Source organism: Exiguobacterium sp. 8H, assembly GCF_902506255.1.
Classification (GTDB): domain Bacteria; phylum Bacillota; class Bacilli; order Exiguobacteriales; family Exiguobacteriaceae; genus Exiguobacterium; species Exiguobacterium profundum.
On sequence record NZ_LR733429.1, the window covers coordinates 1408981 to 1435735 of the forward strand.

Below are 26755 nucleotides of genomic sequence, written 5' to 3' on the forward strand. Positions count from 1 at the left end.
CGCGCGGCGATACTGGCTATTTTTTAGGTTCGCGGTCGACCGAGCAGTCGTCGGGACGTGCGAATAATCGGTTTATAATTTGGATGAATCAGTTCGGTTGATTCCACGATCAATTCAATGACAATCAACACGACGATGAACGTGATGACCGCACCGAGCATCGTCGTCTTGGCGAACAAGATGGATGAGATGCCAAAGAACAAGGTCATCCCGTACATGAGCAAGACGGCTTGCCGTGTCGTGAAGCCCATATCGATCAACTGATGATGCATATGCGATTTATCCGGCGACATCGGCGGTCGCCCTTGGACGAGCCGGCGCACGATGGCGAAAATTGTATCCGAGATCGGCAACCCGAGCAAGAGGACCGGGACGACGAGCGAGAACAATGTCACGTTCTTAAACCCGATGAGCGAGAAGACGGCGAGCATGTACCCGAGGAACAGTGCTCCCGTATCGCCCATAAAGATTTTCGCCGGATAAAAATTATGAACGAGAAACCCGAGCGTACTCGCAAGAAGCAAGAGCGCCATCATCGTCAAATAGACGTTCCCCTGAATGATGGCTAACACGGCAATCGTCCCGAGGGCGATGCTCGACACACCGGCGGCGAGACCATCGAGACCGTCAATCAAGTTGATGGCATTCGTGATCCCAATCAGCCAAAGGACGGTGATCGGGATGCTCCATGACCCTAGGTAGAGTTGCTGGTCGAACGGAAGATTGATGAGTTCAATTCGCATCCCCGAGTTCAAGACAACGACCGTCGCAATCATCTGTCCCATCAACTTGACACGGGCTGATAACTGGAACCGGTCATCGATCAGTCCGGTAAGGAGAATGACGACAGCGCCAATCAAGATAGCGTCGTTATATCGACTCGTCGGAAGCAGCAAGGCGTAGCCGATGAAAAATGCGATAAAAATCGCGAGACCCCCGATTCGTGGCATCGTCCGTAAATGTACTTTTCGTGCGTTCGGATGATCGACTGCACCGATGAAAAATGCGAATCGACGAACGAGCGGTGTAATCAAGATGGCCATCACAAAACTGACCAACATGGCAATCCATAGCATGGGCCGACAGTTCCTCTCTCAAAAAAATAGACTCTGGCGAATTATATCACATTTTGAATCGAGGAGTGGATATCAGTCCGTTTACAATAAAAGCCGATGAGGCGTTCCCCATCAGCTCTGGATCATGAAAGTGTCGCTGCCACTTCTTCTGTCGGTTCGTATGTATACAAGCCGCGACCAATTTTTTTGATTTCCGGGTTGACACCTTCAATTTTCACCATCAATTGGTAAATGTTGCTGATGTGATGACGGTAACGAAGTTCAAGTTCCATTTGAATATCACGCACGCTCATCGTCTGACGCTCTTTCAGTAGATCCGTCACTTGATGAACGTACACCTCGAGCGGATAACGCTGGTTCACACGGCGCGGACGTAGGCGTTTTGACGCATCAGTCATGGAGTCCTTATCTTCTCTATCTCGACTCAATTCCGCAATCAAATACTCGGCACGTCGTTGCAATTGGCGATACGACTCCTCAATTTCCATCAATTCTCGATAAATGTGGTCATTGACATTCGTAGATTCCATACACAAATCCCCTTCTACATCCAATTATAATTTGGAATTCCCTAATTTAAATCAGTAATTCCTAATAATCCCTCTATATCTTCTATAAAAGTGTAACGGATTTGTAATGTGTTTGTCATCTCTTTTTGGGCAATTCTGTCTATTTAGGACTTTAGGCTCAAAAAAGACGGCGACTGTTCGGGGCAGTCGCCGTCTCACGGAAGATGATTGTAGTCATTTACACATGAACGCGTTCGAGGATGCGTTCAAGTGACAGATCGTCAGTAGAAGCGGCGATGAGGTCTGCATGACCAAGCATCGATTCTTCTCCAACGGCGACAGCAAACATATTTGCCGCTTTGATTGCAGTTACACCGGCAGCCGCGTCTTCAACGCCGATGGCGAGTTCGGGTTTCACGCCAAGGGCAGAAGCGGCCTTCAAAAACACTTCGGGGTGTGGTTTTGATTGGGCGACAGTTGCTGCGTCGACAATATGGTCGAAGTAATGTCGGACCCCAAGTGCGTCAACGACCGCAAATGCGTTCTTTGAAGCAGAAGCCATTCCGATTTTGAGTCCCGCCTCTTTGATTTCATCGAGGAATGAAACGATACCAGGAAGAAGATCGTCGGATGAGATATGTTGAATAAGTTCAACGTAGTGCTCGTTTTTCTTTTGTGCGAGTTCTGCTTTCTCTTCCGGTGTGAAATCGTTTTGTTTACCGCCGAGCGTAAGGATCCGCTCAAGCGACTCAGTCCGACTCACGCCTTTGAGCGTTTCATTGAATTCGCGGTCAAATGGAATTCCGAGCTCTTCACCGAGCTGCTTCCAAGCGAGGTAATGGTACTCTGCCGTGTCAGTGATGACACCGTCCAAATCGAAAATCACTGCTTCAATCGTTGACATACATGCTTTCCGCCTTTCCTTCAAATGCTTGTGTCGTCAGACTACATTTAGGGAACTTGACAAGTACCCGTCGCACGTTTGGTCAATGATGCAAACGGTTGCACTTGTTCGATTTCTATTATAAATGAAAACGTTCTCTTGATGCAACCGTTTTCGCAAAAATCAAAAAAAGAGAAGAGCATGCGCTCTCCCCTTCCTTATTACAGCTGAATACCGACCACTTTGATGTTCACAGAACGTGGTGTCATCGCAAGCATCGTGTCCATATCTTGCGTGATGCGCTCTTGGACGGCCGTCACCGTTTTGATGATCGACTGTCCGTACGCGATATAAAGCGATAGGTTGATGGTGATGCCTTCGTCCGACTCATCGACTTTCACATGTTTCATGAGAGCACGCTCTGACAATTTCGTATCTTCTTGCGTGAACGAGACGTGTTTCGTTTCTTTGACCGCGACCGCGGCAATCATTTCAACGACGTGACGTGATACGTTCACGTCGCCTTCTGTGCTGTGCATTCCATTTTCGTATGGCATAGGGTCACTTCCTTAACTCTAGTTTCGTTTCTTCTTAATAAAGTGTAGCGGAAATGAAGCGTTTAGAAAAGACTTTACCCTTTTACCCCCTTGGTATTTTGGACACGCTTCACGTCAATCTCGACGAGCGGGCGCAAGAGACGGACCATCGGTGGACTGATAATCACGAGGACCATCACAAAGGCGACACCGAACAAGACGAGTAGTTGCATCCAAGATGTTGGCATGAACCCTGCCGGTATAAACGCCTTCCATGCGACAACAAAGAAGACGTGGACGAGATAGACGTACAGACTATACTGTCCGGCACGCGAGAAAATCGGGAGCTGTCGTCCCGGTATGATGAGCGCGAAACTGATCGACATGAGGAGCGACACCGTATAGACGATCAAAAAGGCGAACGGTCCGCTCCACATCGCCTCAGGGACGGCCGTGTCATAGGCGAAACGGAACTTGAACAAGTTCCCGATATGATAGAACGTATCGTCTTGCTGGACCCGCATCGAGACCAAGAGTCCCAATGTGAGCGTGGTGAAGACAATCGCCCCGCCGATGCGATATCGATTCCGGTGTTCGGCCCGTTTCGGTAACTCAAAGAAGTTGAGCGTATTGCGCTCGGACATCCAGTTCCCGATCAAGAAGAACGGATAGAACATGATGACTTTCCGTAACGCGAAATACCCCGTCGCCTCGGCTTGGAATCCGAACAGAAGCGCAAATAATAGTGCATACAATACGTACCCTTTCAGTTGTGTCACGTACGGGGTGATGATGTACCAGAAAATGATGGCCATCAGATACCAAAGCGCCCAATACGGCTTCAACAAATTCAGACCCGGATTTTCAAGTGAGAAAATCGGAATCCCTTCTGTAAATGCGAACCATGACCCAAGAATGACCTGCCAAATGACATAGACCACGAATAGCTGGATCACGCGCAAATAGCGGTTCTCCCGATAAAAGTAACCGCTCAACATGATGAACAACGGCATGTGGAAGGTATACAGGAACAGATACACCCACTTTGGTAAAATATCGTCATAAGCGCCGCGGACATCGGTCAACAAGTGTCCGAAGACGACGAGTAGGACGAGCACTCCTTTAATATTGTCATACCAATAATTTCTCATAACATTCCCTCTAGTTCTCTATGATGACTGCAATGAAGCTGACCTTCATGTTTTCACGTTCTTTTTATAGACAGAATCCATGAAGGTCTTGGAAAATCCCTCACCTATCATAAGCGATTCCTGTGCCAAGTGAAATTACGTTTCAACAAAATTTTCATGTCTTCACTGTCATCATTCCCATAATTCGAGGAATACAAGCCGAAACGTCAAAAAATCCTCACGATTCAGCATGTTGTGTGCGTATTCAAATAGACGGGATTGGGTACAGTATAGTATAGTGGTGTTACTAAATATTCAGAATATTCTAATAAAGGAGGTGGAGAGAATGGCATCGATCATCCGGAATCGACATCATATGGTGCACGATCCAAAACGTTCATTCTCTAACTTCGGATTCTGGTGGTTCGTCAGCGTCTTTTCCGTCGGATTGCTCCTTGTCGCCTTCGAGTCCGTCCGAAACGGGTTCTCTGCCATTCATCCTGTCTTGTCTAGCATGGCTTTCCTCGGTCTCACGTTCGTGCTCGGTGTCTGCGCTAAACTGGCTCGTGACGTCTGGTGGCTCAACTACTTGCTCGAGCGCACCCAAAACCGCTACTTATATATCGGTGGCGACACGCTCCAAAGTTGGCAGTATACGCTCGACTCGATTTGGTTGCTCACGCGCACCTCACAAAAAAAGCTCGGCCGATTGTATATCCAAATCGACCGAACTGTGCGAGCTGAGGAAGCGAAACGTTTATTCGCCGCCTATTTGATTGACCGAGGGGTCCTCGTCGTCTATTCTCGTCCGAACAAACCGAAAAAAATGGCTTGAATGAATCAGTCGAGGTATGCGGCGATCCATGTCCGTGCTACCTCGACTTCTTCCATACGAAGTTCATGTCCCCCCGAGTGATAGAAGAGCTCGACGTCCGCTCCCGCGTTTCGGAGTGTCGACGTCAGCTCTTCTGTTTCTGTTTTCGGGCAAATCGGGTCGCGTTCGCCAGCCGAGATGAACACGTTCGTTCCTGACAAGTCAGGTAGCGTCAATGAACGGTCCGGTACCATCGGGTGGAATAGGAGTGAAGCAGTGAACGCCGGATGACGGTAAAGTGCCGACCCGATCAAATTCGCCCCGTTCGAGTAGCCGAGCGGAATCATCTTATCCCGGTCGATGCCATACGTTGTCGCCGCTTCATCTAAAAAATGAAGGAAGCGCTCTGTCTGTTTCTTTAAATCTTCAAGGTCGAGCACCCCTTCCGCGTGGCGACGGAAGAAACGGGACATCCCGTTTTCAATGACATCCCCTCGAAGCGTCAAGATGTTCGCCTCGGTCGATAGTTCTTTCGCGAGCGGAATCAAATCCTGCTCGGTCCCTCCAGTTCCGTGTAATAAAACGAGTGTCGTATCTTTTGTACCTTGAATGAATTGATGAATCATATGTGTTCTCCTCTCGGTATCGTGATTGCTGGTAGTGTGCGGACGATTTTATCTCGGTCCGCTTCGAGCCATGGTGGCAAGCGCAACGTCTCACCGAGCGTGTCAACGGATTCGTCCACAGTGAATCCAGGTACGTCCGTCGCGAGTTCGTGCAGGATACGTCCGGCATCATGGAAATAGACGGAGCGGAAATAATTTCGTTCTTTCACTTCGGTCGGTCTTAATCCAAGATCAAAGATGGCGTCTTGCCAGGTCGGATAATGGTCTCCGTCGGTAACGCGCCACGCGATGTGATGAACCGTTCCCGTTCCAGGGACCCCGTTTGGTAAAATCGTTTTCTTCACATCGATGACGTTCCCGTAATCTGCTGACCCTTTCAAACGGATCCACTCTTCATCCTCTGCGACCCGTTCAAAGCCGAACAGTTCCGTCAACAAGCGCACGGTTTCGTCCGGTGCTTTCGACAACAAAGTCGCTCCGGCGAATCCGACAATTGCTTCATGTTCTGTGATACCGGGGATGACCCAGCGTGTCTGTTTAGAGCTCGGTCGGGCGACGAGTTCGACGACGAGTCCGTCCGGGTCTTCAAATAAAAGTGATGCCTCGCTGAACCGTTCAGTGGCGACGGTCGCGATGCCGTGCTGTTGTAGTCTTTCTTCCCAGAACGGTAAACTCCCTGCCGGTACGAGATAAGTCGTCACGCCAACCTGTCCGCTCCCGACCTGCCCTTTCCCTAAGCCCGGGATTGGAAAGAACGTAATCACCGTCCCTGGTGTCCCGACTTCGTCCCCAAAATAGAGATGATACGTACCAGGGTCATCAAAGTTAACGGTCTGTTTCACGAAGCGGAGACCGAGTACCTGTCCATAAAAATCTAGCGTACGTTGCGGGTCTTGTACCATCGACGAAATGTGATGGATTCCCGTAGACTGCGTTTTCATTGTCATCCTCCTTTTATTATCTTGATTTCAAGATAAATCATTTACCAGAAAAAGTGAAACTTTTTGCTCAAGGTGGCGTACGATAGAAGAAGAGACATTCTAAGGAGGTAATAGAATATGGCATTACATATCGAACGCGTCACCAAGGAGTTTGGTGACTTCAAAGCTGTCGACGACCTCACGTTCCGCGTCCCACAAGGGGAAATGTTTGGTTTGCTCGGTGCAAACGGTGCTGGAAAGACTACGACGTTCCGGATGATCCTCGACATCTTGAAGCCGACCGATGGGAGTATCACGTGGAACGGTAAAGCGGTCGACCATCGCATCGTCGGCTATTTGCCCGAGGAACGTGGCCTGTATCCCAAATCCCAAGTGCGTGAACAGCTCGTCTTTCTCGCAAGCCTAAAGGGCATGCGCGGGAGCGATGCCAAACGCGCGGTCAAGTCATGGCTCGAACGCCTTGAAATTCCTCAATATGAAACGATGCGCGTCGAGCAGCTATCAAAAGGGAATCAACAGAAGATTCAGCTCGTCGCCGCCCTGCTCCATAACCCGGAACTCGTCATCTTAGACGAACCGTTCAGCGGCCTCGACCCGGTTAACGTTGAAATCCTGAAGCGTGAAGTTCTCGCGTTGCGTGACGCCGGGACGACCATCGTCTTCTCGAGTCATCGAATGGAACATGTCGAAGAATTGTGCCAACACGTCGGCATCTTGAAAGGTGGCCGTGCCGTCGTAAGCGGTGACGTCCCGACAATCAAGTCGAGATACGAAGAACCTGCCCTCTTTATTGAAACGGACCAGATTCACATTCTCGAGTCGCTCCCAGTCGTGGAGACAATCGAGCCTTACAAATCCGGTCATCTAGTACGCTTACATTCTTTCGAAGACAGTGACGCGGTCCTGTCGGCACTCGTCCGTCATCAGGCGAACGTGAAGACGTTCATGCGCCAACCGGTATCGCTCAATGACATCTTCATCAAGGAGGTCGGACAGCATGTTTCATAACTTTGGACCGCTCTATGCGTTCACACTCAAATCGAGAATTCGTTCAAAAGCATTCCTCATCTCGACGGCGCTAACCATCCTATTCATCTTCGGGTTCACGAACATCGACCGCATCATGTCCTCATTCGAGGACTCTGAACAGGCGAGTGCTCTCGTTGTATCTGAGAACACAGAACTCGTCGACACGATGAAGTCACTCGGCTATGAAGACGTCGCATCTAGCGAAATCACGGAAGAAGAGGCACGGACCGGCATCAACGACGGAGAGTATGGGGTCGTCGCTTTTGTCGACGGCTATGATGCCCGCGTCATCTCCGAACGACCGGAACAGGAGTTCACGACCATCTTGCAAACATCTTTACAACAGTTGCGCAATGCGGAATTGATTGAATCGTCCGATGTCGATCCGGCCGTCATCGCTGCCCTCAGCGAACCGATCCAACTCGACGAGTCCTATCTCGGACGCGGTGGAGAGAACTCGGATGAGCTCCTCTCGTCTTCGGCGCTCGTTTACGTCATGTTGATGCTCCTGTACATTTCGATCATCACGTACGGATCGATGATTTCAACAGAAGTGACGACGGAGAAGTCATCGCGTGTCATGGAGCTCATCATCTCAACGACTCATCCAGTGACCCATATGCTTGCGAAAGTTACCGCTATCGGGACACTCGCCCTCATCCAAATCGGAATCTTCCTTGGGTTTGGTTATGTAAGTGCGAGTGGTAGCGAACTGGCGACGACGGTCATCGAGAACGCCGGCAACGCACGGGCTGTCATCTATCTACTCGTGTTCTTCTTGCTCGGGTACTTGTTGTACGCCTCACTCTTCGCCGTCCTCGGTTCACTTGTCAGCCGTGTCGAAGAGTCACAACAAATGGTCATGCCGGTCATCATGCTCCTCGTCGCTGCGTTCTTAGTCGCGATGTTTGGATTGAACAACCCGGATGCGACCATCGTAACCATCCTCTCGTTCGTCCCGTTCTTCGCTCCGATGCTCATGTTCCTTCGCGTCATGCTCGTCGATGTGGCCGTATGGGAAGTGGCGCTTTCGATTGGGTTACTCATCGGAACGATCGGTATCACACTGTGGATTGGCTCGAAATTCTATCGTGGCGGCGTCTTGTTCTATGGAACGAACGCTATTAAACAATGGCGACAAATATTACAAAACCGTCAATAACGTTTACAGCAAATTCGTTTTCGTTTACTCTAAAGAATGTGCAAAATGAGGAGGAAAACGAACTATGCGATCACGATTACTCGCAGCCTTAATCTTTACGTTTATGACGACGCTCACGACGTTCATCTGTTATACCGTCTTCTTAGACGCGGATGCGTTATGGCAAATCCTGCTTGCCTATGCAGGCAGTACGTTCATCGGAACGCTCGCGTTTTGGTATCCGGTCAGCAGACGCTCTCAAACGTCCCGCTTCGGTGGCGCATGGATCGGCATCATGATTACTGCAACGACACTCATTGGCTTCACCGTCATCCGCTTCACATTCCGCGGGGACGCAGCAGCATTGCTCGACTGGCAAACGATGCTGGCGAGTCTTGCCTACACATTCGGTTATGTCGGATGGGTGCTCACAATCTTGAATATCGTGCTCGGCTTCTTACTCGCCGGCACTCGTCCAAAAGTACGCTACGAAGCGCGTCCGATGCGCTGATTGAAGTGACCAGGGGATTCTCCTGGTCACTTTTTTGTGCACAAAAAAACCGTAGAATGCTCTACGGTCATTGCAATTTATACGATTTATCCACGACACCATACTCCGCGTACTGGAATGAGTTGTCTGCGAATTGGTCTGGGACAAGCCGTTCCACATAGCGTGCGAACGGGACGATGTGACGCGTCGTGTCATGTGACCGTCCGAGGTCAAGCACCGCATCGACGAGCGCTTCGAGTGCATGATGCGTCGTCGGCTCTTCATCTTGGTCAAAGATTCGTTGTAACTCTTCTTCGTGCATCAAGTCAAAGATGCGCATCCGCTCTTCGAGTTGCCGTTGCATTTCTTCGACGGACTTCCCGTGCATCGCTTCTTCATAGGCGAGCTTCATCTGTTCGAGTTCCGGCACTTTTCCTCGCATGAGGACTTTGAGCGACTCGCCCGTCCAAATATGGCGTGCCAAATAGTTCGGGTCGATTTGCAAAGCGTCTGCGAGCGCCTCTATGTAAGGCATGGTCGGATAGACCTCACTCAGTTCGGTACGTCGGATAAAGTACGGTGCGACACCAATCTGTTCTGCAAGCGTCTCAATCGACAATCCGGCCCGTTCCCGTAATATTCGAATCCGATCCCCGTATCCCCGGTATGGTGCATTTTTTCCATCCATCTCAATTCCCCCTTCCCTCTCTTCATTATAATTCCCGCATTCGCAAAAAAATACTCGGAAGCCTAAGCTCCCGAGTCATGGGTCGTCTTCTTATTTCTTTGTCAACTCGACGACTTCCGAAGATCCAGCTGTCACCGTGTCGCCTTCTGCGACAAGTTTGTTCACGCCGAAGCTGTCGTGGTTCGTGATGATGATCGGAGTGATCGTCGATGGCGCGTTCGCTTTGATGAAATCGAGGTCGAACGTGACGAGTGGGTCGCCTGCTTTGACAGATTGACCTTCTGTAACGTGTGTCTCGAAGCCTTCACCTTTAAGGTTTACCGTATCCAAACCGATGTGAATCAAGTATTCCGCACCGTTGTCCGCGTTGATACCGATCGCGTGTTTTGTTGGGAATACTGTCGCGATTGTTCCGCTAACCGGTGAGACGACTTTTCCTTCAGTCGGCTCGATTGCGATCCCGTCACCCATCATTTTTTGTGAGAATACTTGGTCCGGTACGTTCGTGATGTCGACGACCTTTCCTGTAAGCGGTGAAACCGCGTTGAGTTGTTCTTCTTTACCACCAAAAAGTTTTTTAAAGAATCCCATAGCTTAATCCCTCCAACATGTTCTATTGAATCGAAGTCTTCACTTTTATACCCGAAAAGCTAATACTTCAATCCCTACCCTATTAACGGTATAGTTGTAATAAGGTAGTGCGAAATCGTTTTACACATCGTAAGAATACGAGTGTGCAATCGCTTTTGCAAGCCCTTTTTACACTTTGTAAAAATTTCACACGATGGAGGCGCTTACAATGACGACTTTCACAAAATTGTCATATGAACGGCCCGACTTGGACGCTTTAAACAGCAGATTGTCGGACTATTCTGCCGAATTACAGCAAGCCAGCACACTCGAGGAAGCGAACGAACTCATTCGCCAAATCAACAAAGAACGGAACGACTTTGAGACACAAAGTCAACTCGTCGCGATCCGACATTCCGTCGACACACGCGATTCGTTTTACGAAGAAGAACAGGCATTCTTTGACGACGCACTTCCGGTCTATGAGAAGGAGATTCAAGCGTACTATCGCGTCTTGACGAACCACGAGCTTCGCACTGAACTCGAAGCGGAATGGGGCAGCCAACTGTTCTCTCTCGCCGAGCGCGCACTTGAAACGTTCGAGGAGTCACTCATCCCGAAACTGCAGGAAGAAAACCGCCTCGCGACAGCTTATCAAAAGGTCATGTCCGCTGCGCAAATCGAGTTTGACGGCAAGACACTCAACTTGTCACAGTTCGGCCCATATCTTCAATCACCAGACCGTGATGTCCGAAAAGCCGCATCTGTCGCCCGCTATACATACCTTTCTGATAACGGCGATGAGCTCGACCGCATTTATGGGGAACTCGTACGCGTCCGTACGGAAATCGCTCACGCCCTTGGCTTCCCGTCGTTCGTCGAACTCGGTTATGCACGGATGCAGCGTGTCGGTTATGACGAGTCGATGGTCGACAACTTCCGGAAACAAGTCCGTGACGTCATCGTCCCGCTCGCTTCTGCTTTGAAAGAAAAGCAGGCGAAACGAATCGGTGTCGACCACCTCTATTACTATGACGAGTCGTTCGTCTTCCCAGACGGAAACGCGACACCGCAAGGCGATGAGTCGTTCATCATCGAAGGCGGAAACACAATGTATCGTGAACTCTCAAATGAGACGGACGAGTTCTTCCAGTACATGCAGGAACGCGGCGCCCTCGACTTGACGGCGAAACCAGGGAAATCTGGCGGCGGATACTGCACGTACTTACCGTCTGAAGGACTTCCGTTCATCTTCTCGAACTTCAACGGGACGGCAGGCGACATCGATGTTCTCACGCACGAAGTCGGTCATGCCTTCCAAGTGTATGAAAGCCGTCATTTGACGACACCGGAATACGCCTTCCCGACTTATGAGGCGTGTGAGATCCACTCGATGTCGATGGAATTCTTCTGTTGGCCATGGATGGAGCTCTTCTTCGGCGACCAAGTCGACAAGTATAAGTTCAATCACTTGGCAGGTAGCATGACGTTCCTTCCGTATGGCGTGCTCGTCGATGAGTTCCAACACGTCGTCTACCGCAACCCAGAGATGACAGCTGCCGAGCGTCGTCAGGCGTGGCGCGATTTGGAGAAGGTCTATCTCCCGCACCGTGATTATGAGACGAACGACTATCTTGAATCGGGCGCATGGTGGCACCAACAAGGTCACATCTTCCAAAGCCCGTTCTACTATATCGACTATACGCTCGCACAAGTATGTGCATTCCAGTTCTGGGTGCGCATGCATGAAGACCGCGAAGCGGCATGGAGCGATTACCTCACGCTCTGTCAGGCAGGCGGAAGCCGTTCGTTCCTCGAACTCGTCGAACTGGCAGGTCTCAAATCACCATTCGCAGACGGCGTGTTGAAAGAAACGATTGATCAAATCGAAGACTATCTCTTGAAACATCCGCTCGCGAACTGATAAGTAAGACCATCGGAAGCTTCCGGTGGTCTTTTCATTTGGGTTTACTTCGTACTGAAGTATGAAAGGCAAATCAATCTTTTTATTCCCTAAAAAAGAGAGGAGAATTTGATATGTATATGTCAAATTTCCGCTTCTAACCCTAACATCGCCCCTACATATTGGGATGCTGTCATAAACGTAATAAAGGCACACAATTCACTAATTTCCGCCTCCGTGAATGTTTCTTTTAACACTTCAATGATAGAAGATGGAATTTCTCCTTTCATTTTTAAGAAAACTTCCGCAAAACCTACGGCAACCGTTACCTGTTCATCGAATTGAACTTGATCTGGTTTTCCCTTTGCTCGGCAATATTCACATCCATTTTGTTGCGCAAGTGTTCGACGGACTTGTTCTTTCAATTTGGGAGAAAGTTGACCAGCATTATTCAATGAATCCCCTAGTTTTGACCAATTTTCTTGAATTTCGATATTATGACCAAGTAAACGTTCAAACTTTGTCCCTCCATGCTCTGCTAACTTAATTCTTGGCATTTCCTTCACCTCCTGTACTTATATGATAAAAGGTCTTTTCATCCAACTCCATTTCATCCACAATCAAAATGTACCTATGAACATTCAATAAATAACGAAATGAGGCAAAATACCTGTCATGCTAAAAATCGATGAAATTGATCACAGACTTATCTATGAATTAGAACAAGACAGCCGTCTTTCCATGAGTGAGCTCGGACGACGTATTAAACTTTCCGCTCCTTCCGTTAACGAGCGGGTTCGACGACTAGAATCATTTGGAGTCATCAAACAATACTCGCTTGTACTTGATCACGAAAAGCTAGGTCTTCCAATTCAATGTATCATCGAGGCAACAGTGAAGAATGGACAATACGAAGCATTTCTTCATTATTTGAAACAGCAACCTACTGTTTCATTTTGTTATCGCATATCGGGTGACGCCTGTTACCTTATCAAAATACAGTTCTCATCTTTTTCTGCGGCTGAATCATTTATTGATGAAGTTATTCCGTATGCTCAAACAAAAACACAATTCATCTTTTCAGAAATTGACATTCAGTCAAAGTGAACATGCAAAAGGACTGGCGAAATTACCAGTCCTTTATCGTTTTAAATGACGTCTAGCGGTTGTTTCGTTGTCGGTGGCGGGAACGCCTCATCGAGCGAAGCAAAATCTTCCTCACTCATGTCGAGCAAGAGCGCTGCCGCATTCTCCTCGACATGCTCGGCCTGTCCGGCTTTCGGGATGGCGATGACGTGTCCGCTCCGGATCGTCCAAGCAAGTAAGACTTGCGCGACTGAGGCACTATACGACTCCGCGATCCGATTGATCGTTTCGTTATTGAAGACCTCTTCTTTCACGTCACTTCCTTCAGCGAGTGGAGCGTATGCCATGACAGGAATCCCTTGTTCTTTTAGATAAGGAAGGAGGTCGTACTCAATCCCGCGACTGCCAAGATGATAGAGCACTTGATTGACCGCGCACTTGTCTCCATTCGGTAGCGACAGCAATTCCTTCATATCGTCCAAGTCGAAGTTCGAGACTCCCCATGCCCGAATCTTTCCGTCCGCTTTAAGCTGTTCCATCCCTTGAATCGTCTCCTCGAGCGGGGCATCGCCTCGCCAATGGAGTAAGTAAAGATCCAGGTAGTCCGTCCCGAGTCGTTCGAGCGACGCATCACATGCGCTGACGAGTTTGTCGCCATACGCATTGTATGGATACACTTTCGAGACGAGAAAGACATCTTCGCGTCGGTCTTGGATTGCTTCCCCTACCAACTTCTCAGACTCCCCTTCCCCATACATTTCCGCCGTGTCGATGACATGGAGTCCGCAGTCGATTCCTGTCCGAAGCGCTTCAACCTCGGCATCATGCTTCGATTTGTCTTCCCCCATGCGCCATGTACCTTGTCCGAGTGCGCGCATCTCGCGCCCGTCTTTCAATTTGACGACGTTTTGCTTCAAAGCTGCAAGTAATAAAGAATGTGGTAGTCGTTGATTCATAACGTTTCCTCCTTTGTCCATGCTTCATGTAGTGGCCCCGTCGTCCCGAAGACGGGGTCAAACTTCGGCTTTTCGACTTGTTCGATTCGCTTTACGTTGTCCGGTCGTTCTTCCGTCTTTCCTGTCAACGTGTCATAGTCACGACCGTCCGGGTATGCCCCGACCACTTGAAAATCTTCGCTCGCCTCGATGCGACGATGTCCCGTTCCCGCCGGTAAGACGAGGACATCACCTAGGCGGACGCGGACGAGGTCACCGTTCGTCCCTCCGAGTTGAAGCGTCGCTTCACCTTGTAATATGCCCAATACTTCATGCGTGTTGCTGTGATAGTGATGATAGTCGAACACCCCGTTCACCCAACTGTTCGTCCATTCATTATGGGCAAACGTCTCTCGCATCCCGCTCGGGTCATCAAAGACGCCACGATAGAGGAGCGCCGGATAATCCGGATGGTTGGGAATAGAGCCGTCATCTGTAAACAAAAAAGTTTTCACGTCCATCCTAATTCCCTCCTTGTCTCTGTCCCTGTACCCGACTTGTCACTACGAAAAACGGTCGCCCGTATTGGACGACCGTGATGGTTATGAAATGACCTCTTCACCGGACTGATCGATATGGCACTCGCCCCAGGCGCACATGGCGTCCAAGATTGGCTTGAGTGACCATCCGTACTCAGAGAGTGAGTAAATGACTTTCGGCGGAACTTGCTCGAACACCGTACGAACGACGACACCATCCGCTTCGAGCTCACGCAATTGTTGGGTGAGCATTTTTTGCGTGATGTTCGGCATGAGTTTACGAAGTTCACTCGTCCGTCGCTCCCCTTTAATCAAGTGACACATGATGACGACTTTCCACTTACCGCCGATGACGTCAAGTGTCGCTTCGACCGGAATATTATATGGCATTTCGTTTCCTCCATTTCTTACATAGGCACTTTTTGGTGCCTACCGCACTAAAAAGTACGTACTTTTCAAACTATTTTCATGCACTTATGATAGCAACTGTAGCAAATCTATACAAGTTCATTTCACTTGTAACATCCCCTTGAGACGGTAAGGTACTTTTTCGACCGTACTGAACAATAGAGGAAAGTGAGATGTCTTTGCTATCCGGAGACGAAGGGCCCTCGTCTTCCACACTATTCATTTATTTTAGGAGGAACTACTCATGAATCAACCGTACACACAACCTGTCGAAGAACAGGCACCTAAAAATGGAGGGTTGGCATTACTCGCCCTCGCGATCAGCGCTTTCGGCATCGGAACGACCGAGTTCGTCCCGGTCGGTCTCCTCGCATCGATCGCAAGTGATTTAAACATCGGCATCACTCTCGCGGGTCTCATTATCTCGGGTTACGCGATCGGCGTAGCCGTCGGTGCACCGATTTTGACGGCACTGACGAACCGGATGAACCGCAAGACGTTACTCATGGCACTCATGGTCGTCTTCATCGGCGGAAACTTGGTCTCGGCCATGTCGACCACCTTTGAACTTTTGATTGTCGCCCGATTTATCACCGCATTCTCGCATGGTGTCTTCTTCTCCATCGGGGCAACGATTGCTGTTCAACTCGTGCCACCACATAAAAAAGCGAGTGCCATCGCACTCATGTTCACAGGTTTAACTGTCGCAACCGTTACAGGAGTCCCACTCGGTACTTTCATCGGACAAGCGTTCGGATGGCGCGCCACATTCTTCGCCGTCGCAGCACTCGGTGTCATTTCAATCATCGCAAGCTTCTTCTTGATCCCGAAAGATTTGAAACAGTCACCACCTGCGAAATTCTCAGATATGAAGAAACTGCTCACAAACAGTCGTCTCATGCTCGGATTCTTGATTACAGCACTCGGTTACGGCGGAACGTTCGTCGCCTTCACGTACTTGACACCCATCATGCAAGACGTGACAAAGATCAGCCCGAGCTTGATCAGTGTCGTCTTACTTGTTTACGGAATCGCAGTCGCCATCGGGAACGCGGTCGGTGGAAAGCTCGCCAACGAAAATCCAGCGAAAGCATTGTTCTATATGTTCATCGTTCACGCAGCGGTCATGATCATCATGTCGTTCATGATTCCGTTCAAAGTGGCAGGTCTGATTGCCATCGTCTTGATGGGACTCCTCGCCTTCATGAACGTGCCTGGACTTCAACTGTATATCGTGCAATTGGCTGAAAAATATGTACCTGCCGCTGTCGATGTCGCATCCGCACTCAACATCGCGGCCTTCAACATCGGGATTGCCCTCGGCGCAACAATCGGTGGACTCGTCACCGATTCAATCGGACTTGTGCATACCCCTTGGGTCGGTGGCATCATGGTCATCATCGCCGTCATCTTGACAGCCATTTCACGTCGTTTGGAAGCAAACTAAGGAGGCGCTTATGTTCAACAATCATAGAAGCTACAACCGGATGTACCGGGAGGGCGAGCTCACGCTCGGCCTCCACATTCCTTTAGAGAATTTTAAAATGCGTACCCCGACCCTCGAGCGTCAAGTCGAGCTTGCCCAAAAGGCAGACGATTACGGCTTCACGGCTCTTTGGTTACGGGATGTCCTACTAAAAGACCCGAACTTTTTAGACCCGGCTGTCGGTCAAATTTACGATATGCTGATCTACGGAACACATTTACTTGGTCAAACGAAAAACATTGCGCTCGGTACGTCCGCGCTCGTCTTGCCACTCCGTCACCCCCTTCGTTCGGCGAAGGAAGTCGCAACGATTGAAGCATTGTTCCCAGAACGATTAATTCTCGGGATCTCTTCAGGTGACCGTCGCGCCGATTTCAAAGGGCTCGGAGTCGATCACTCGACACGTGGCGACCAGTTCAAAGAATCGCTTCGTGTCATGGAGCAGGCGCTCTATAACAACTACCCAATTATTGAATCACCTTATGGGGAGGTCGAACAGGCAACGCTCGTGCCACGTCCGAAGAAGCGGATCCCGACGATGATCACCGGGTTCGCACAACAAGACATGGACTGGCTTGGGACGAACGGAGACGGGTGGATGTACTACCCTCAGGCACCTTTCGCACAACAGCAAGTGCTCAACGCGTGGCGTGCGAGCGGTGAAGCGCATGGTCGTGCCTTTCGTCCGTTCTCGATGCCGATGCATCTTGATTTGACGCACGACCCAGACGAGCCACCGACACCGATTCGTCTCGGATTCCGACTCGGTCGCAACCACTTGATCAAGTTGCTTGAAGCGTATCGTGCCATCGGCGTGAACCACCTCTTCTTCGCTCTCTTCGACGGAGAACGTCCAGCCGAAGAAGTCATCGATGAATTAGGTGAATATGTACTTCCACATTTTCCACCACTTGATTGAGGTTTGCCCTACTCCTATTTTTAAAAACGAAGCTGAAAGAAACGTAAAACAAGCCAGAACCGTAAGTCGGTTCTGGCTTGTTCATTATCGGACTTCATTCTCCAATTGTTTCAACTTTGTCGAGTAATACTCGATGATGTCACGGCGTCGGATGATGCCGATGAAATACTTCCCATCATCGACGACCGGCACGAAGTTTTGGTCCGTGATCGCATCGACGAGCTCTTCAATTTGTGCCGTAATCGAGACCGGCTTATAGCGAACGCGTTGCTTGATGTCTTTTAGACGTGTCCGGAGCACTTTTTCATAGTCTTCTTCCCCGCGAAGCTGTTCTGCGAGTGCCCAGAGTAAATCCCCCTCTGTCATCGTCCCGGCGTAAAATCCGTTCTCCGAAACGAGTGGGACAGACGTGAATCGATGATGCTTCATCTTTTCAAGTGCTTGTCGTACCGTTGATTCGGGGTCCAAATATTTGACGTCTTCTTTCGGATATAAAAAGAAAGCGATATTCATTTAAATCTCTCCTCAATCTGTTAATCCACCCCGCTATTGTACCATGAATGGTAGGACAGGTTGAACTAAATCCATGTTCTAATCTGGTTTCATCCCCCTTTCTCCAAAACAACACAAAAAAACATCGTGACTCTAGTCACAGCGATGTTTCAGTGATTCAAAAAATGGAAGGGAACTCCAATTGAATTATACCCGTTTTCGTTGGTTCTTACCCTTATCGACATACAAAAAGCCCCCGATTCGGAGGCCATCGATTATTGAACAAACTGCAACAACGTATCGTTAAATTTCTCTCGTTCATCCAGCACCGTACCGTGTCCACTCTCTTCAAAGCGCTCGATTCGCGCGTTCGAGATGCCTTGCTCCATCTGCTCGGCGAATGCGAAAGGACAGATCTTGTCATGTACTCCATGGATGATCAACGTCTCGACATCAATTTTCGGCAGGGCATCTCGTAAATCTTCGTCACGTAACGCCTGTGCCGAGGCAATCGTCCCATGGCTCGACGCGACGAGCGCGAGATGGTGGAACCAGTTTTGCATCGGTTTCGAATGTTCTTTCTCGAAGAAGATTTCTCCGAACCCTTCGAGCATCTTCGGTCGGTCGGCCCGTGTATCGTCAATCAACGCGTCGACTTCGTCCGTTGTCATTCCATATGGATAATCTGCACGCTGTGTGAAGATTGGTGCTGCTGCTCCCGCTAACACTAACTTTTTCAGACCATCCTCTTTATAGTCGGCAGCGTAGCGAACTGCAATCGCCCCACCCATTGAAAAACCGACGAGCGTGAAATCTTTTAAGCCAAGTCCGTAAACGACCATATGCACATCAGACGCCATTGTCTCATAGTCATAACCTGTCGCCGGGGCATCAGATTTCCCGTATCCTCTGAAATCAATGCCGATGTAGCGATATCCCGCTTCGACGAGCGCATTCTTCTGATACTCGAACATATTGTTGTTTGCTGGCCAGCCGTGCAAGAAGACAATCGGTTCCCCAGACCCGACATCCTCTACGTATAGATTTGTACCGTCATGTGCTGTAATATATCCCATCATCCAACCTCCACAGTCATTATTTAGCGAAAACACTCACAACTTCATTGTTCCCTATTCCAACTTCGAGAAACCCTCTTATGTGTCGCGCCAGAGCGCTTCACCTTTTAGATAACCTTCAACGGCTTTCGCTCCTTCTCGTAAAACAGCTTCTCGCCAATCCGCGTTTTCCGGATAGAACATCGCCATGAATTCGTTTTGAATACCGTTTCGTGCCTCAGGGTCCTTTGTCCCTTCAAAGTACAGCCGGTTCTCTAAAATAATCGTTAAAAATTCACGGATGGATGCTTTTGTCGACGTCCCAAACGTACCGAATTCAAATAAGGCAGAAACGAGACCCTTGTCCGGGTATTCCGTATCGCGCACGTAGTAAAAATGATTCGTCGAATCTCCGAGTACCTCGTCCGGGTCATACACGTTGACGTTGACTAGACCGTACGCTTGTTTTAACTCATCTTCCGTGCGACCGTCCCGTTTGCTGATGACCATCGTAACCTCGTTCGTCGGTCCGAGTGCGGTATGCCAATCGAGATGGACGACTTTTCCGTAGCGCTCAAGTAAATCATGTTGAATCCCTTTTAAAAAGATGGCAGACGGTTCGTCTTCTTCTCCCCCGTAATACACACCTTTCGGGAATTGATATTGCCCCATCCCTTTTGCTCCACTCATCGCTTTGAAGCCATCAAGCTTAATTCCAGAGCCGAGAAATGAATAGATCTGTTCACGCGCCTCATGGTAGTCGTCAATTACTCCATCCGGTACGAAGAGATGGCGCATCAGCTCATATTCACGGTTCACGTTATATGGGACCGACTCACGATCAATGACGTAATTTCTGTTCAAATCGACATTGTGTTCATTGACACGTCGAAAGTGTTTCATCCCCCATGGATTCACTGCATGTATGAGACAAATCCCCGTCGTCTCATGACGGACATGCGCGAGTTGCGTTTGTACAAATTGATGGGTCACCGCGGCGCCCGCATACCCTTCAATCCCATGTTCCCCGATCGTCATGAGAATCATCGCTTTTCGTTCTCGTTTCGGTTCTCCTAAAATGACGTCGATACTCTCATCCCCGATCGAGTGTGTCAACAGCTCCGCTTTCGGATAAAATCGTTTCACTTCAGACAGTAAGTTCAAGAACTTCTCTCGCGACTCTTCGTAAGATGATGAAAAATACTGGCTCATCGCACTCTCCTCCAATCTCTCTTCTCTCTATCCTTTCCCATCCTGAGGCAATCTAAAAACGCCTCCTTTGAGAGGAAGCGTTTCAATCAAGGGGTGCGGATTCGTTTCGAATGTTGACGTCGGAACGCCATCATATAAAAGATTGGTCCAATTAAGACGGCACCGAACAACCAGTAGAGACCAGCATTCGCATACAGTCCTTCGAAAGAACGGAACACCCAAGCGAGAATGGTGAAGGCGACCATCAACTCGATGGTCCACAGTAGCCCACGACGAACCGCTAGGAAGACAGTGTTCGTTTTTTGGAAGAAGGCTGCGACGAATGCGATTAAGAATGCCGAAAAACTCGAAAGCCACAACATTCGATTCAACGAACTTTCAGCAAAGTACGAGTTGCCGAGAGACACGGTGATCAGAAAATGCATCAAGAGGACAAGCACGACGACAATCCAACCGACAAATACATCCCGCTCCATTTTTTTCATGGATATCACCCTTTCTATTGTGACAATCTCCTTAACAATTAAAAAACTATATAAAGACAAATTTACTATCACGATAATAAAAGGTAGTATTAACTTAATAAATGCAAATATCGGAGGTTATTATAATGGAAAAGTTTTCTTCAGATATTCGTACTGTTTCTCAACGCATCAAACAACTTAAACACTCAATTTCGACAGAAGAAGCCACGAAGACCGCTCTGATTATGCCGTTTTTCCAAACGCTTGGATATGACGTTTTCAATCCAGCAGAATTTACTCCTGAATATATTGCTGATGTAGGTATAAAAAAAGGCGAGAAGGTTGATTATGCCATTATGGAGGATGGTAAACCAACAATTCTAATTGAAGCTAAATCTATTAATGAACGATTAACAAAACATGATTCTCAATTATTTCGGTATTTTGGAACGACACAAGCAAAATTTGCAATCTTGACAAATGGTGACATGTATCGCTTTTATACAGATTTAGAATCTCCTAATGTGATGGATAGCACTCCTTTCTTTGAAATCGTATTATCAAACATTAAAGATAATGAAATCAAAGAACTATATAAGTTTAAAAAACAAGAATTCAACGTAAATACAATTCTTTCGACAGCGGAAGAACTTAAATATCTCAGTGCAATTAAAGATCAACTAAAGACCTTGTCTCAGTCACCGAGTGATGAATTAATCAAACTACTCATTCAAGAATGCTACCTTGGTATGAAGACACAAACTGTGGTCGATAAGTTCCGACCAATTGTTTCTAAAGCCTTCAATCAATTTATCAGTGAAAATTTAAATGAACGAATCAAGCATGCAATTTCGGGTGAAACAGAACCCACTGCAATGCCAAATATAGATGATCCTGTTTCCAATGAAGAAGAGCAAGAAATAACGGTCGATATTCCAGCACAACCAATCATTGAAACAACTCAAGAAGAAATCGAAGGATATGCGACAGTGAAAGTATTATTAGGATCAGTAATTGATAAAGACCGAATTTTTTATAGAGATAACGCTAGTTACTTCAATATTTTGATTGATGATAGTAATCGGAAATGGGTTTGTCGTCTACATTTAAATTCATTAACGAACAAATACATCACTTTCCGAGATGAGCCTAACGTTCGCCACAAAATTAATCATGTCTATGAAATTGAAGAATACACAGAAAGACTTCGAACAATTGTAAAAGATATCATTGAAGTGAATTAATCTTTCGAACAGGCATAGAGAACAATTATCGTTCTTTATGCCTTATTTAATATTTACCCGCTTTTCTCTTCTTCTCGTCCTCTTCAACTAAAAAACGCACTCTGTTATCAGAATGCGTTTCGTGTATTATCCGACCAACTCACGCGCCCACGCTTTCGCGCGTTCGAGTTCGCCTTCCTTCAACATCTCCGTCGTCCCATCGACGAGGAACGACTCTTTTTGGACACCCGTCGCCCCTTTTTCAATCATTTCCCCTTCGACCCGATTGACGGCATGACCGAACCAATCAATGATTTTACCAAGTATCGGATTCTGTTTCTCTTTGACGACACTCGTGTCAAAGGCAGCCGTCCGTTTCCCTCGTAACGCATTGTCCGAAATTCCGTCCAAAAATACTTTAATGTCTTCCGTTTCGTATCCCCCATGTGTCGGTGAGCCGATGATGACCAGGTCGACATGTGCCAAGTCGCCTAATCCAATATTCAATACGTGTTCCATACGTGCCTCATGGTCTTTCGACAGCTCTTGCTGCATCGCATGAGCAATCTTTTCAGTATGACCATATAGTGAGTCAAAAATAATCAAGATGTTCATGATAAATCCCCCTTTACCGAACCTTTCTTTATTCCCGTTCCCATTTCCACGTTCGTTCATGCTTCTTTTTGGTACAGCGAACTTCGCTTGAAGAACGACCAACTTATCATGATGATGCCCATCCCGAGCAGCAAATAGCCGAAGAAGGTGATAAAATCACGTGAATGATACGGTGCTTCGAATCGATACTCCGCTCGCTTCCACTCCGAACCGTCCTCGACCGCAATGACGTCTTCCACAGACTCCCCGTTGACTTCACGGTACACCGTCCCAATCGGATATCCGTTCGAAGCATTCCCGTAGTAACGTCCCGTCTCATCATTGACCACTGTCTCCACTTCACCGATCACGTCACCGAGTGCATCCTCTTCGATTGTTGTGTCGAGCACTTCATATGCGTTTCGGTCGAACACGACAAACGTATAGGCCCAGGAAAGGGCAGATGCGGGCAGCGCAATCGAGAGTGAAAGGAGCATCAAGAAAATCAGTCGCCTCATTTGAGACTCCAGACGAATGTCGCCGAATCACTGACGTCAATGTCATCTGGTTCGAGTTCGGGCATCCGTGATTCCGAATAGACGACGTCCTGACTATAGAGGACGTTTGTAGGCGAAAACAGGTGAATCTCCCCCCACGTGTAGTCAATTTGAAGCAAGTCCCCTAGTTCAGCGCCTGCTCCCTTCGCAAGAAGTTCTGCTCGTTTCTTCGCATTCTCCGCAGCACTCACCAATAGCTGATCTTCAATCGTATTCGGGTCTTTCATCGTGAAACGAATGGAGAGTGTAGGATTTGCGCGAGATTGACTGATTTGTTCGATGACGTCCGATAGTTTGGACGTATCGAGCGCAAATTCGAGCTTCGTCTTCTGTTTACAGACGTATCCGACAAACCGCGACCGATAATTCTCATCTCGATCACGATAGCTCTCATATTCCGTATCGATGGAAAAGTCACTCGTTTTAAGGTCCGTCTTGTCAAACCCTGCGCTCGTGATGGCTTTTTGAAGATGGGACACCGCACTTGTCGCCTCGGTCATCGTATCTTCGTATCGTGGCGCTTTCGAGACAAGGTCCATGTGAATCACAATCAAATCAGGTCGAGATGAGACATTCCCTGTCCCTTTTACGGTAATCTTCCGTTCCATATCCATTTCCCCCTTATCGATTTGAGTTCTCCGTTATTCTGAAAATCGAGTCATCATCCAGTGCTCTACTTCATCGAGTGAGTCCAAACCTTGTAAGGACGGGTAAGCATCCCGCTCGAACAACAATCCGTTCGGTGTATCTAAAAACAGATAGCGTTCCCCATCCGGAAAACCGTAATCGGCAATGTCTTTCAATCGAAGTGTCGCTTCATTTTGTTCCCAGACAAATTCGTCATCGTATGGAATCGGCATGAAAATTCCTTCCATGCCTTGTTTCACGTGCGAGATAACGGATGCATCTGTTGTCTGTCCGGTTTCCGTGATGGCATCAGCACGAACAATCAAATCTTGCCCGACTCGCACATCCCCACGATACACGCTGGATACCTGTATCTTGATAAGAGACTGATATTCTGTCTCTCCGTTGAAGTCAATCTCGATATGCCAGATGTTCGTGACCGTTCCTCTGACCACGACCGGATTCCATTTTGAGAATAGTTCATCCTCTGTCATCTCCATCATATTTTCCTCGGAAATATCTGGTTTTACTTTTGATTGATCGACAATGTGAACGGAATTCGCAGTGGAATCCGTGGATAGCGGGATTTGTTCGTTCCAGACATTCGATGTGAAGAGCATGAATCCCGCAGCGACAGCGATGAGGAATCCTGCTCCCCATTTCAGTCGTTGATAAGGTTTTCGCTCTATCATCATCGATTCCTCTATATACCGGTCATCGACTTCCCCGAGTAGTCGAAGGATCTGCTCACTTTTCATACGCGAACCCCTTCTGCTTCAAGCGCTCGCTGTAACGCATCCCGCGTGCGCTTCAAGGTCATTTTGACATGGCTCTCACCGAGCTGATGTGTCGTTGCAATTTCTTGAATCGAGTGTAAATAGAAATAACGTTGCATGAACATCACCCTTGTCAGTCGAGGTAGGTCTGCTAGAAATTCATTCAACACGTCGACGAGGTCTTCGTCTTTCATCGATTCCGTAAGGACATGTTCTAGTTCTTCATAGACGAGCGGTACTTCCCCACCGCCACGTTTTTTTGCATGATTCTTCTTATAACGCTGTAATGCGAGATTTCGCACGATCTTCGTCAAATACGCTCCGAGTCGAAGCGGACGTGTCGGCGGGATCGACTCCCACGCTTTCATATATAAATCGTTCAAACACTCCTCTGTGTCTTCGCGATTCTGTAGAATATTATAAGAAACACGATGACAATAGCTTCCGTATTTCTTCTTCGTCGCGACAATCGCATACTCCGATCGTTCCCAGTACCAATCGATGATGACCTGGTCATCCATCCAGTTACCCCCTTCGTATAATCCCTCTATACCTATAGATCCCAATCTCATATCATCCGTCACAATCTAGTGAACTACTCGCCACTTATTGGCTTCGCAAATTGAAGGGGGAGCTTCTTGGGAAGATCGTACTTTTATTAGCCACGATTATTTACCAAGCTCGTCGGGTGGTTCCCACCCTGAAGGAATTCGTTTTAGTTTGCCAACATCAACAGATTGATGCTCGCGTTGATGTCTCGGTCATGATGCGCGCCACAGGTACACGTCCATTCACGGACATCCATCGCCTTCTTCTCGCCTTTTACGCCGCAAGAAGAACAGATCTGCGTCGATGCGAACCATTGATCCGCCTTGATGAGCGTCCGTCCGTAGAAGTTTGATTTGTATTCGAGTTGACGGACGAACTCGTACCAACTGACATCCCCGATGGACTTGGCGAGCTTATGGTTTTGCATCATGTCCTTCGACTTCAATGTCTCCACGACGATGATTTGGTTCTCGTCAACGATCCGTCTCGACAGCTTATGAAGGAAGTCCTTGCGTTGGTTGGCAATCTTTTCGTGTTTCTTAGCCAAAAGTAATTTGGCTTTTTCACGGTTCTTGCTTCCGATCTTCTTTCGCGACAGCGCCCGTTGCGCCTTCTTGACCTTCGCCTCAGATTTTCGGAGAAAGCGAGGGTTGTCGACCTTCTCCAAGACCATCGCGTCGTTCGTCATGACGGCGAAATATTCCAGGCCGAGATCGATCCCGACCTTGTTCTTGGCTGGAATCCATGGTGCATCGTCCTGTTTGACGAGGATGGAGACAAAGAACTTGCCTGTCTTGGTCATCGAGACCGTCGCCGACCGGATGACGCCCTCGAACGGGCGATGTTGTGTGAACCGCACGAACCCGACCTTCGGCAGACGGACTTTGCCCGCCTCGATGCGGATCGTTCCATGCTGGTTGTTCGTCGTGTAGGAGGCGCGCGACCGTCGTCTCGATTTGAAGTTCGGGAAGCCGCCCGTCCCGGCGAAGAACTTCGCGAACGCGGTGTCGAGGTTCAGTTTCGCGTTCGCGAGCGCGAGGCTGTCCGCCTCGGCGAGGAACGGGAACAGGGGCTTGTAGGAGGCGGGTGTCGCCGGTTTCCGTCTCGCTCCGTTCCCCGCTTTCGCCTCCTCGCGGATGGCGATGCGGTCCTCGAGCAGCTTGTTGTAGATGAACCGGGCGCAGCCGATTGTCCGGACCAGGAACTCGGCCTGTGCAGGCGTTGGGTGGAGCCTGTATTTATAGCCCTTCAGCATGTCCGTCCCTCCTCCCTCCAGCAGATCGTGATGTATCCTCCTCGTCCGATACCCGCGGAAGGGGAGGGAGAATCTGACGGAATCACGAACTTTTGTTCGTAACATCTGTCATAGGGAGATAAGACTTTTGGACCGGGCGATTCATCTCCCGCCTACGCTGGGCTACGCCCCGAGACGCTTAGAGGAGGGAGATTTCTCGCCTGATTTAGTTAAAAAACCTCGTCATCGAGACGAGGAATGTT

The 26755-nt window shown here is 48.6% G+C and carries 32 protein-coding genes; 9 read left to right on the plus strand and 23 right to left on the minus strand.

The annotated features are described in order from the left end of the window. Positions 1-23: 23 nt before the first annotated feature. The 5 genes from GVY43_RS07175 to GVY43_RS07195 form a co-directional block, all read right to left on the minus strand. Positions 24-1076, minus strand: coding sequence for a glycosyltransferase family 4 protein (locus GVY43_RS07175; RefSeq protein ID WP_012726994.1), 1053 nt, complete (start codon positions 1074-1076; stop codon positions 24-26). A gap of 122 nt (positions 1077-1198) precedes the next feature. After that, positions 1199-1606 (minus strand): hypothetical protein, encoded by a 408-nt coding sequence (locus GVY43_RS07180; RefSeq protein WP_074036184.1) that lies wholly within the window; start codon positions 1604-1606, stop codon positions 1199-1201. A gap of 217 nt (positions 1607-1823) precedes the next feature. After that, a complete protein-coding gene (gene pgmB / locus GVY43_RS07185) occupies positions 1824-2489 on the minus strand; it encodes a beta-phosphoglucomutase (RefSeq protein ID WP_159562682.1) in 666 nt (221 codons plus the stop codon). Between the two features lie 200 nt (positions 2490-2689). Next, entirely contained in the window at positions 2690-3025 is a 336-nt protein-coding gene (locus GVY43_RS07190) for an Asp23/Gls24 family envelope stress response protein (RefSeq protein WP_159562683.1), read from the minus strand. Positions 3026-3099: 74 nt separating this feature from the next. After that, positions 3100-4155 (minus strand): acyltransferase family protein, encoded by a 1056-nt coding sequence (locus tag GVY43_RS07195; RefSeq protein WP_012726998.1) that lies wholly within the window; start codon positions 4153-4155, stop codon positions 3100-3102. A gap of 325 nt (positions 4156-4480) precedes the next feature. Here GVY43_RS07195 and GVY43_RS07200 point away from each other — a divergent pair, with 325 nt between their 5' ends. After that, entirely contained in the window at positions 4481-4969 is a 489-nt protein-coding gene (locus GVY43_RS07200; RefSeq protein ID WP_012726999.1) for a hypothetical protein, read from the plus strand. 5 nt (positions 4970-4974) lie between these two features. Here the strand turns inward: GVY43_RS07200 and GVY43_RS07205 are convergent, their stop codons facing one another. Together GVY43_RS07205 and GVY43_RS07210 are read right to left on the minus strand one after the other, a co-directional pair. Then, complete coding sequence (locus GVY43_RS07205; protein ID WP_159562684.1) at positions 4975-5574, minus strand: alpha/beta hydrolase; 600 nt, start codon at positions 5572-5574, stop codon at positions 4975-4977. Then, a complete protein-coding gene (locus tag GVY43_RS07210) occupies positions 5571-6515 on the minus strand; it encodes a ring-cleaving dioxygenase (protein WP_159562685.1) in 945 nt (314 codons plus the stop codon). Before GVY43_RS07210 ends, GVY43_RS07205 begins: the two co-directional genes overlap by 4 nt. A 117-nt stretch (positions 6516-6632) precedes the next feature. Between GVY43_RS07210 and GVY43_RS07215 the strand changes: the two genes are divergently transcribed. From GVY43_RS07215 to GVY43_RS07225, 3 genes are all read left to right on the plus strand, one after another. Further along, the gene (locus tag GVY43_RS07215; RefSeq protein ID WP_012727001.1) at positions 6633-7523 is read left to right on the plus strand and encodes an ABC transporter ATP-binding protein; all 891 of its coding nucleotides are present in this window, start codon (positions 6633-6635) and stop codon (positions 7521-7523) included. Next, positions 7513-8706 (plus strand): ABC transporter permease, encoded by a 1194-nt coding sequence (locus tag GVY43_RS07220; RefSeq protein WP_159562686.1) that lies wholly within the window; start codon positions 7513-7515, stop codon positions 8704-8706. The genes GVY43_RS07215 and GVY43_RS07220 overlap by 11 nt, the downstream gene beginning before the upstream one ends. 64 nt (positions 8707-8770) lie before the next feature. Further along, positions 8771-9196, plus strand: coding sequence for a hypothetical protein (locus GVY43_RS07225; protein ID WP_026825360.1), 426 nt, complete (start codon positions 8771-8773; stop codon positions 9194-9196). A gap of 67 nt (positions 9197-9263) precedes the next feature. Here GVY43_RS07225 and GVY43_RS07230 read toward each other — a convergent pair whose 3' ends face one another. Both GVY43_RS07230 and GVY43_RS07235 read right to left on the minus strand, forming a co-directional pair. After that, entirely contained in the window at positions 9264-9863 is a 600-nt protein-coding gene (locus GVY43_RS07230) for a helix-turn-helix domain-containing protein (protein WP_074036173.1), read from the minus strand. A 90-nt stretch (positions 9864-9953) separates the two neighbouring features. Continuing rightward, positions 9954-10454 (minus strand): PTS glucose transporter subunit IIA, encoded by a 501-nt coding sequence (locus GVY43_RS07235; protein WP_012727005.1) that lies wholly within the window; start codon positions 10452-10454, stop codon positions 9954-9956. Between the two features lie 208 nt (positions 10455-10662). On the opposite strand from GVY43_RS07235, the gene GVY43_RS07240 reads away from it, so the two are divergent. Next, positions 10663-12357 (plus strand): M3 family oligoendopeptidase, encoded by a 1695-nt coding sequence (locus GVY43_RS07240; RefSeq protein WP_159562687.1) that lies wholly within the window; start codon positions 10663-10665, stop codon positions 12355-12357. A 122-nt stretch (positions 12358-12479) separates the two neighbouring features. Here the strand turns inward: GVY43_RS07240 and GVY43_RS07245 are convergent, their stop codons facing one another. Next, positions 12480-12893 (minus strand): carboxymuconolactone decarboxylase family protein, encoded by a 414-nt coding sequence (locus GVY43_RS07245; RefSeq protein WP_159562688.1) that lies wholly within the window; start codon positions 12891-12893, stop codon positions 12480-12482. Between the two features lie 118 nt (positions 12894-13011). Between GVY43_RS07245 and GVY43_RS07250 the strand changes: the two genes are divergently transcribed. After that, complete coding sequence (locus GVY43_RS07250; RefSeq protein ID WP_159562689.1) at positions 13012-13443, plus strand: Lrp/AsnC family transcriptional regulator; 432 nt, start codon at positions 13012-13014, stop codon at positions 13441-13443. A 41-nt stretch (positions 13444-13484) separates the two neighbouring features. Here the strand turns inward: GVY43_RS07250 and GVY43_RS07255 are convergent, their stop codons facing one another. The 3 genes from GVY43_RS07255 to GVY43_RS07265 all read right to left on the minus strand — a co-directional run bounded on the left by GVY43_RS07255 (position 13485) and on the right by GVY43_RS07265 (position 15286). Further along, the gene (locus GVY43_RS07255) at positions 13485-14378 is read right to left on the minus strand and encodes an aldo/keto reductase (protein WP_159562690.1); all 894 of its coding nucleotides are present in this window, start codon (positions 14376-14378) and stop codon (positions 13485-13487) included. Next, positions 14375-14878, minus strand: a complete 504-nt coding sequence (locus GVY43_RS07260) for a cupin domain-containing protein (RefSeq protein WP_074036164.1) — start codon at positions 14876-14878, stop codon at positions 14375-14377. The genes GVY43_RS07255 and GVY43_RS07260 overlap by 4 nt, the downstream gene beginning before the upstream one ends. A gap of 81 nt (positions 14879-14959) precedes the next feature. Then, complete coding sequence (locus GVY43_RS07265; protein ID WP_078147375.1) at positions 14960-15286, minus strand: helix-turn-helix domain-containing protein; 327 nt, start codon at positions 15284-15286, stop codon at positions 14960-14962. Between the two features lie 262 nt (positions 15287-15548). Between GVY43_RS07265 and GVY43_RS07270 the strand changes: the two genes are divergently transcribed. Both GVY43_RS07270 and GVY43_RS07275 read left to right on the plus strand, forming a co-directional pair. Next, positions 15549-16751 (plus strand): MFS transporter, encoded by a 1203-nt coding sequence (locus tag GVY43_RS07270; protein ID WP_159562691.1) that lies wholly within the window; start codon positions 15549-15551, stop codon positions 16749-16751. Positions 16752-16761: 10 nt separating this feature from the next. Beyond that, the gene (locus GVY43_RS07275) at positions 16762-17709 is read left to right on the plus strand and encodes an LLM class oxidoreductase (RefSeq protein ID WP_159562692.1); all 948 of its coding nucleotides are present in this window, start codon (positions 16762-16764) and stop codon (positions 17707-17709) included. An 84-nt stretch (positions 17710-17793) separates the two neighbouring features. Here the strand turns inward: GVY43_RS07275 and GVY43_RS07280 are convergent, their stop codons facing one another. The 4 genes from GVY43_RS07280 to GVY43_RS07295 form a co-directional block, all read right to left on the minus strand. Further along, the gene (locus GVY43_RS07280) at positions 17794-18222 is read right to left on the minus strand and encodes a CBS domain-containing protein (protein ID WP_012727014.1); all 429 of its coding nucleotides are present in this window, start codon (positions 18220-18222) and stop codon (positions 17794-17796) included. A 254-nt stretch (positions 18223-18476) separates the two neighbouring features. Next, complete coding sequence (locus GVY43_RS07285; RefSeq protein WP_041917926.1) at positions 18477-19280, minus strand: alpha/beta fold hydrolase; 804 nt, start codon at positions 19278-19280, stop codon at positions 18477-18479. Positions 19281-19355: 75 nt separating this feature from the next. Continuing rightward, positions 19356-20468 carry a M14 family metallopeptidase gene (locus GVY43_RS07290; protein WP_159562693.1) on the minus strand — a complete coding sequence of 371 codons (1113 nt, stop codon included), beginning with the start codon at positions 20466-20468 and terminating at the stop codon, positions 19356-19358. Positions 20469-20554: 86 nt separating this feature from the next. Continuing rightward, entirely contained in the window at positions 20555-20953 is a 399-nt protein-coding gene (locus tag GVY43_RS07295) for a hypothetical protein (protein ID WP_159562694.1), read from the minus strand. 125 nt (positions 20954-21078) lie between these two features. On the opposite strand from GVY43_RS07295, the gene GVY43_RS07300 reads away from it, so the two are divergent. Next, positions 21079-22176, plus strand: a complete 1098-nt coding sequence (locus GVY43_RS07300; protein ID WP_159562695.1) for a type I restriction endonuclease — start codon at positions 21079-21081, stop codon at positions 22174-22176. A 126-nt stretch (positions 22177-22302) separates the two neighbouring features. On the opposite strand, the gene GVY43_RS07305 is transcribed toward GVY43_RS07300, so the two are convergent. The 6 genes from GVY43_RS07305 to tnpB all read right to left on the minus strand — a co-directional run bounded on the left by GVY43_RS07305 (position 22303) and on the right by tnpB (position 26513). After that, on the minus strand, positions 22303-22770 hold the full coding sequence (locus tag GVY43_RS07305) for a flavodoxin family protein (RefSeq protein ID WP_012727018.1): 468 nt from the start codon (positions 22768-22770) through the stop codon (positions 22303-22305). Between the two features lie 56 nt (positions 22771-22826). After that, positions 22827-23267 (minus strand): hypothetical protein, encoded by a 441-nt coding sequence (locus GVY43_RS07310; protein ID WP_159562696.1) that lies wholly within the window; start codon positions 23265-23267, stop codon positions 22827-22829. Further along, complete coding sequence (locus GVY43_RS07315) at positions 23264-23914, minus strand: SIMPL domain-containing protein (protein WP_159562697.1); 651 nt, start codon at positions 23912-23914, stop codon at positions 23264-23266. Before GVY43_RS07315 ends, GVY43_RS07310 begins: the two co-directional genes overlap by 4 nt. Before the next feature lie 33 nt (positions 23915-23947). Continuing rightward, complete coding sequence (locus tag GVY43_RS07320; protein WP_159562698.1) at positions 23948-24691, minus strand: hypothetical protein; 744 nt, start codon at positions 24689-24691, stop codon at positions 23948-23950. Then, positions 24688-25230 (minus strand): RNA polymerase sigma factor, encoded by a 543-nt coding sequence (locus GVY43_RS07325; RefSeq protein ID WP_078147384.1) that lies wholly within the window; start codon positions 25228-25230, stop codon positions 24688-24690. The genes GVY43_RS07320 and GVY43_RS07325 overlap by 4 nt, the downstream gene beginning before the upstream one ends. A 194-nt stretch (positions 25231-25424) precedes the next feature. Beyond that, complete coding sequence (gene tnpB, locus GVY43_RS07330; RefSeq protein WP_159562699.1) at positions 25425-26513, minus strand: IS200/IS605 family element RNA-guided endonuclease TnpB; 1089 nt, start codon at positions 26511-26513, stop codon at positions 25425-25427. Positions 26514-26755 lie beyond the last annotated feature (242 nt).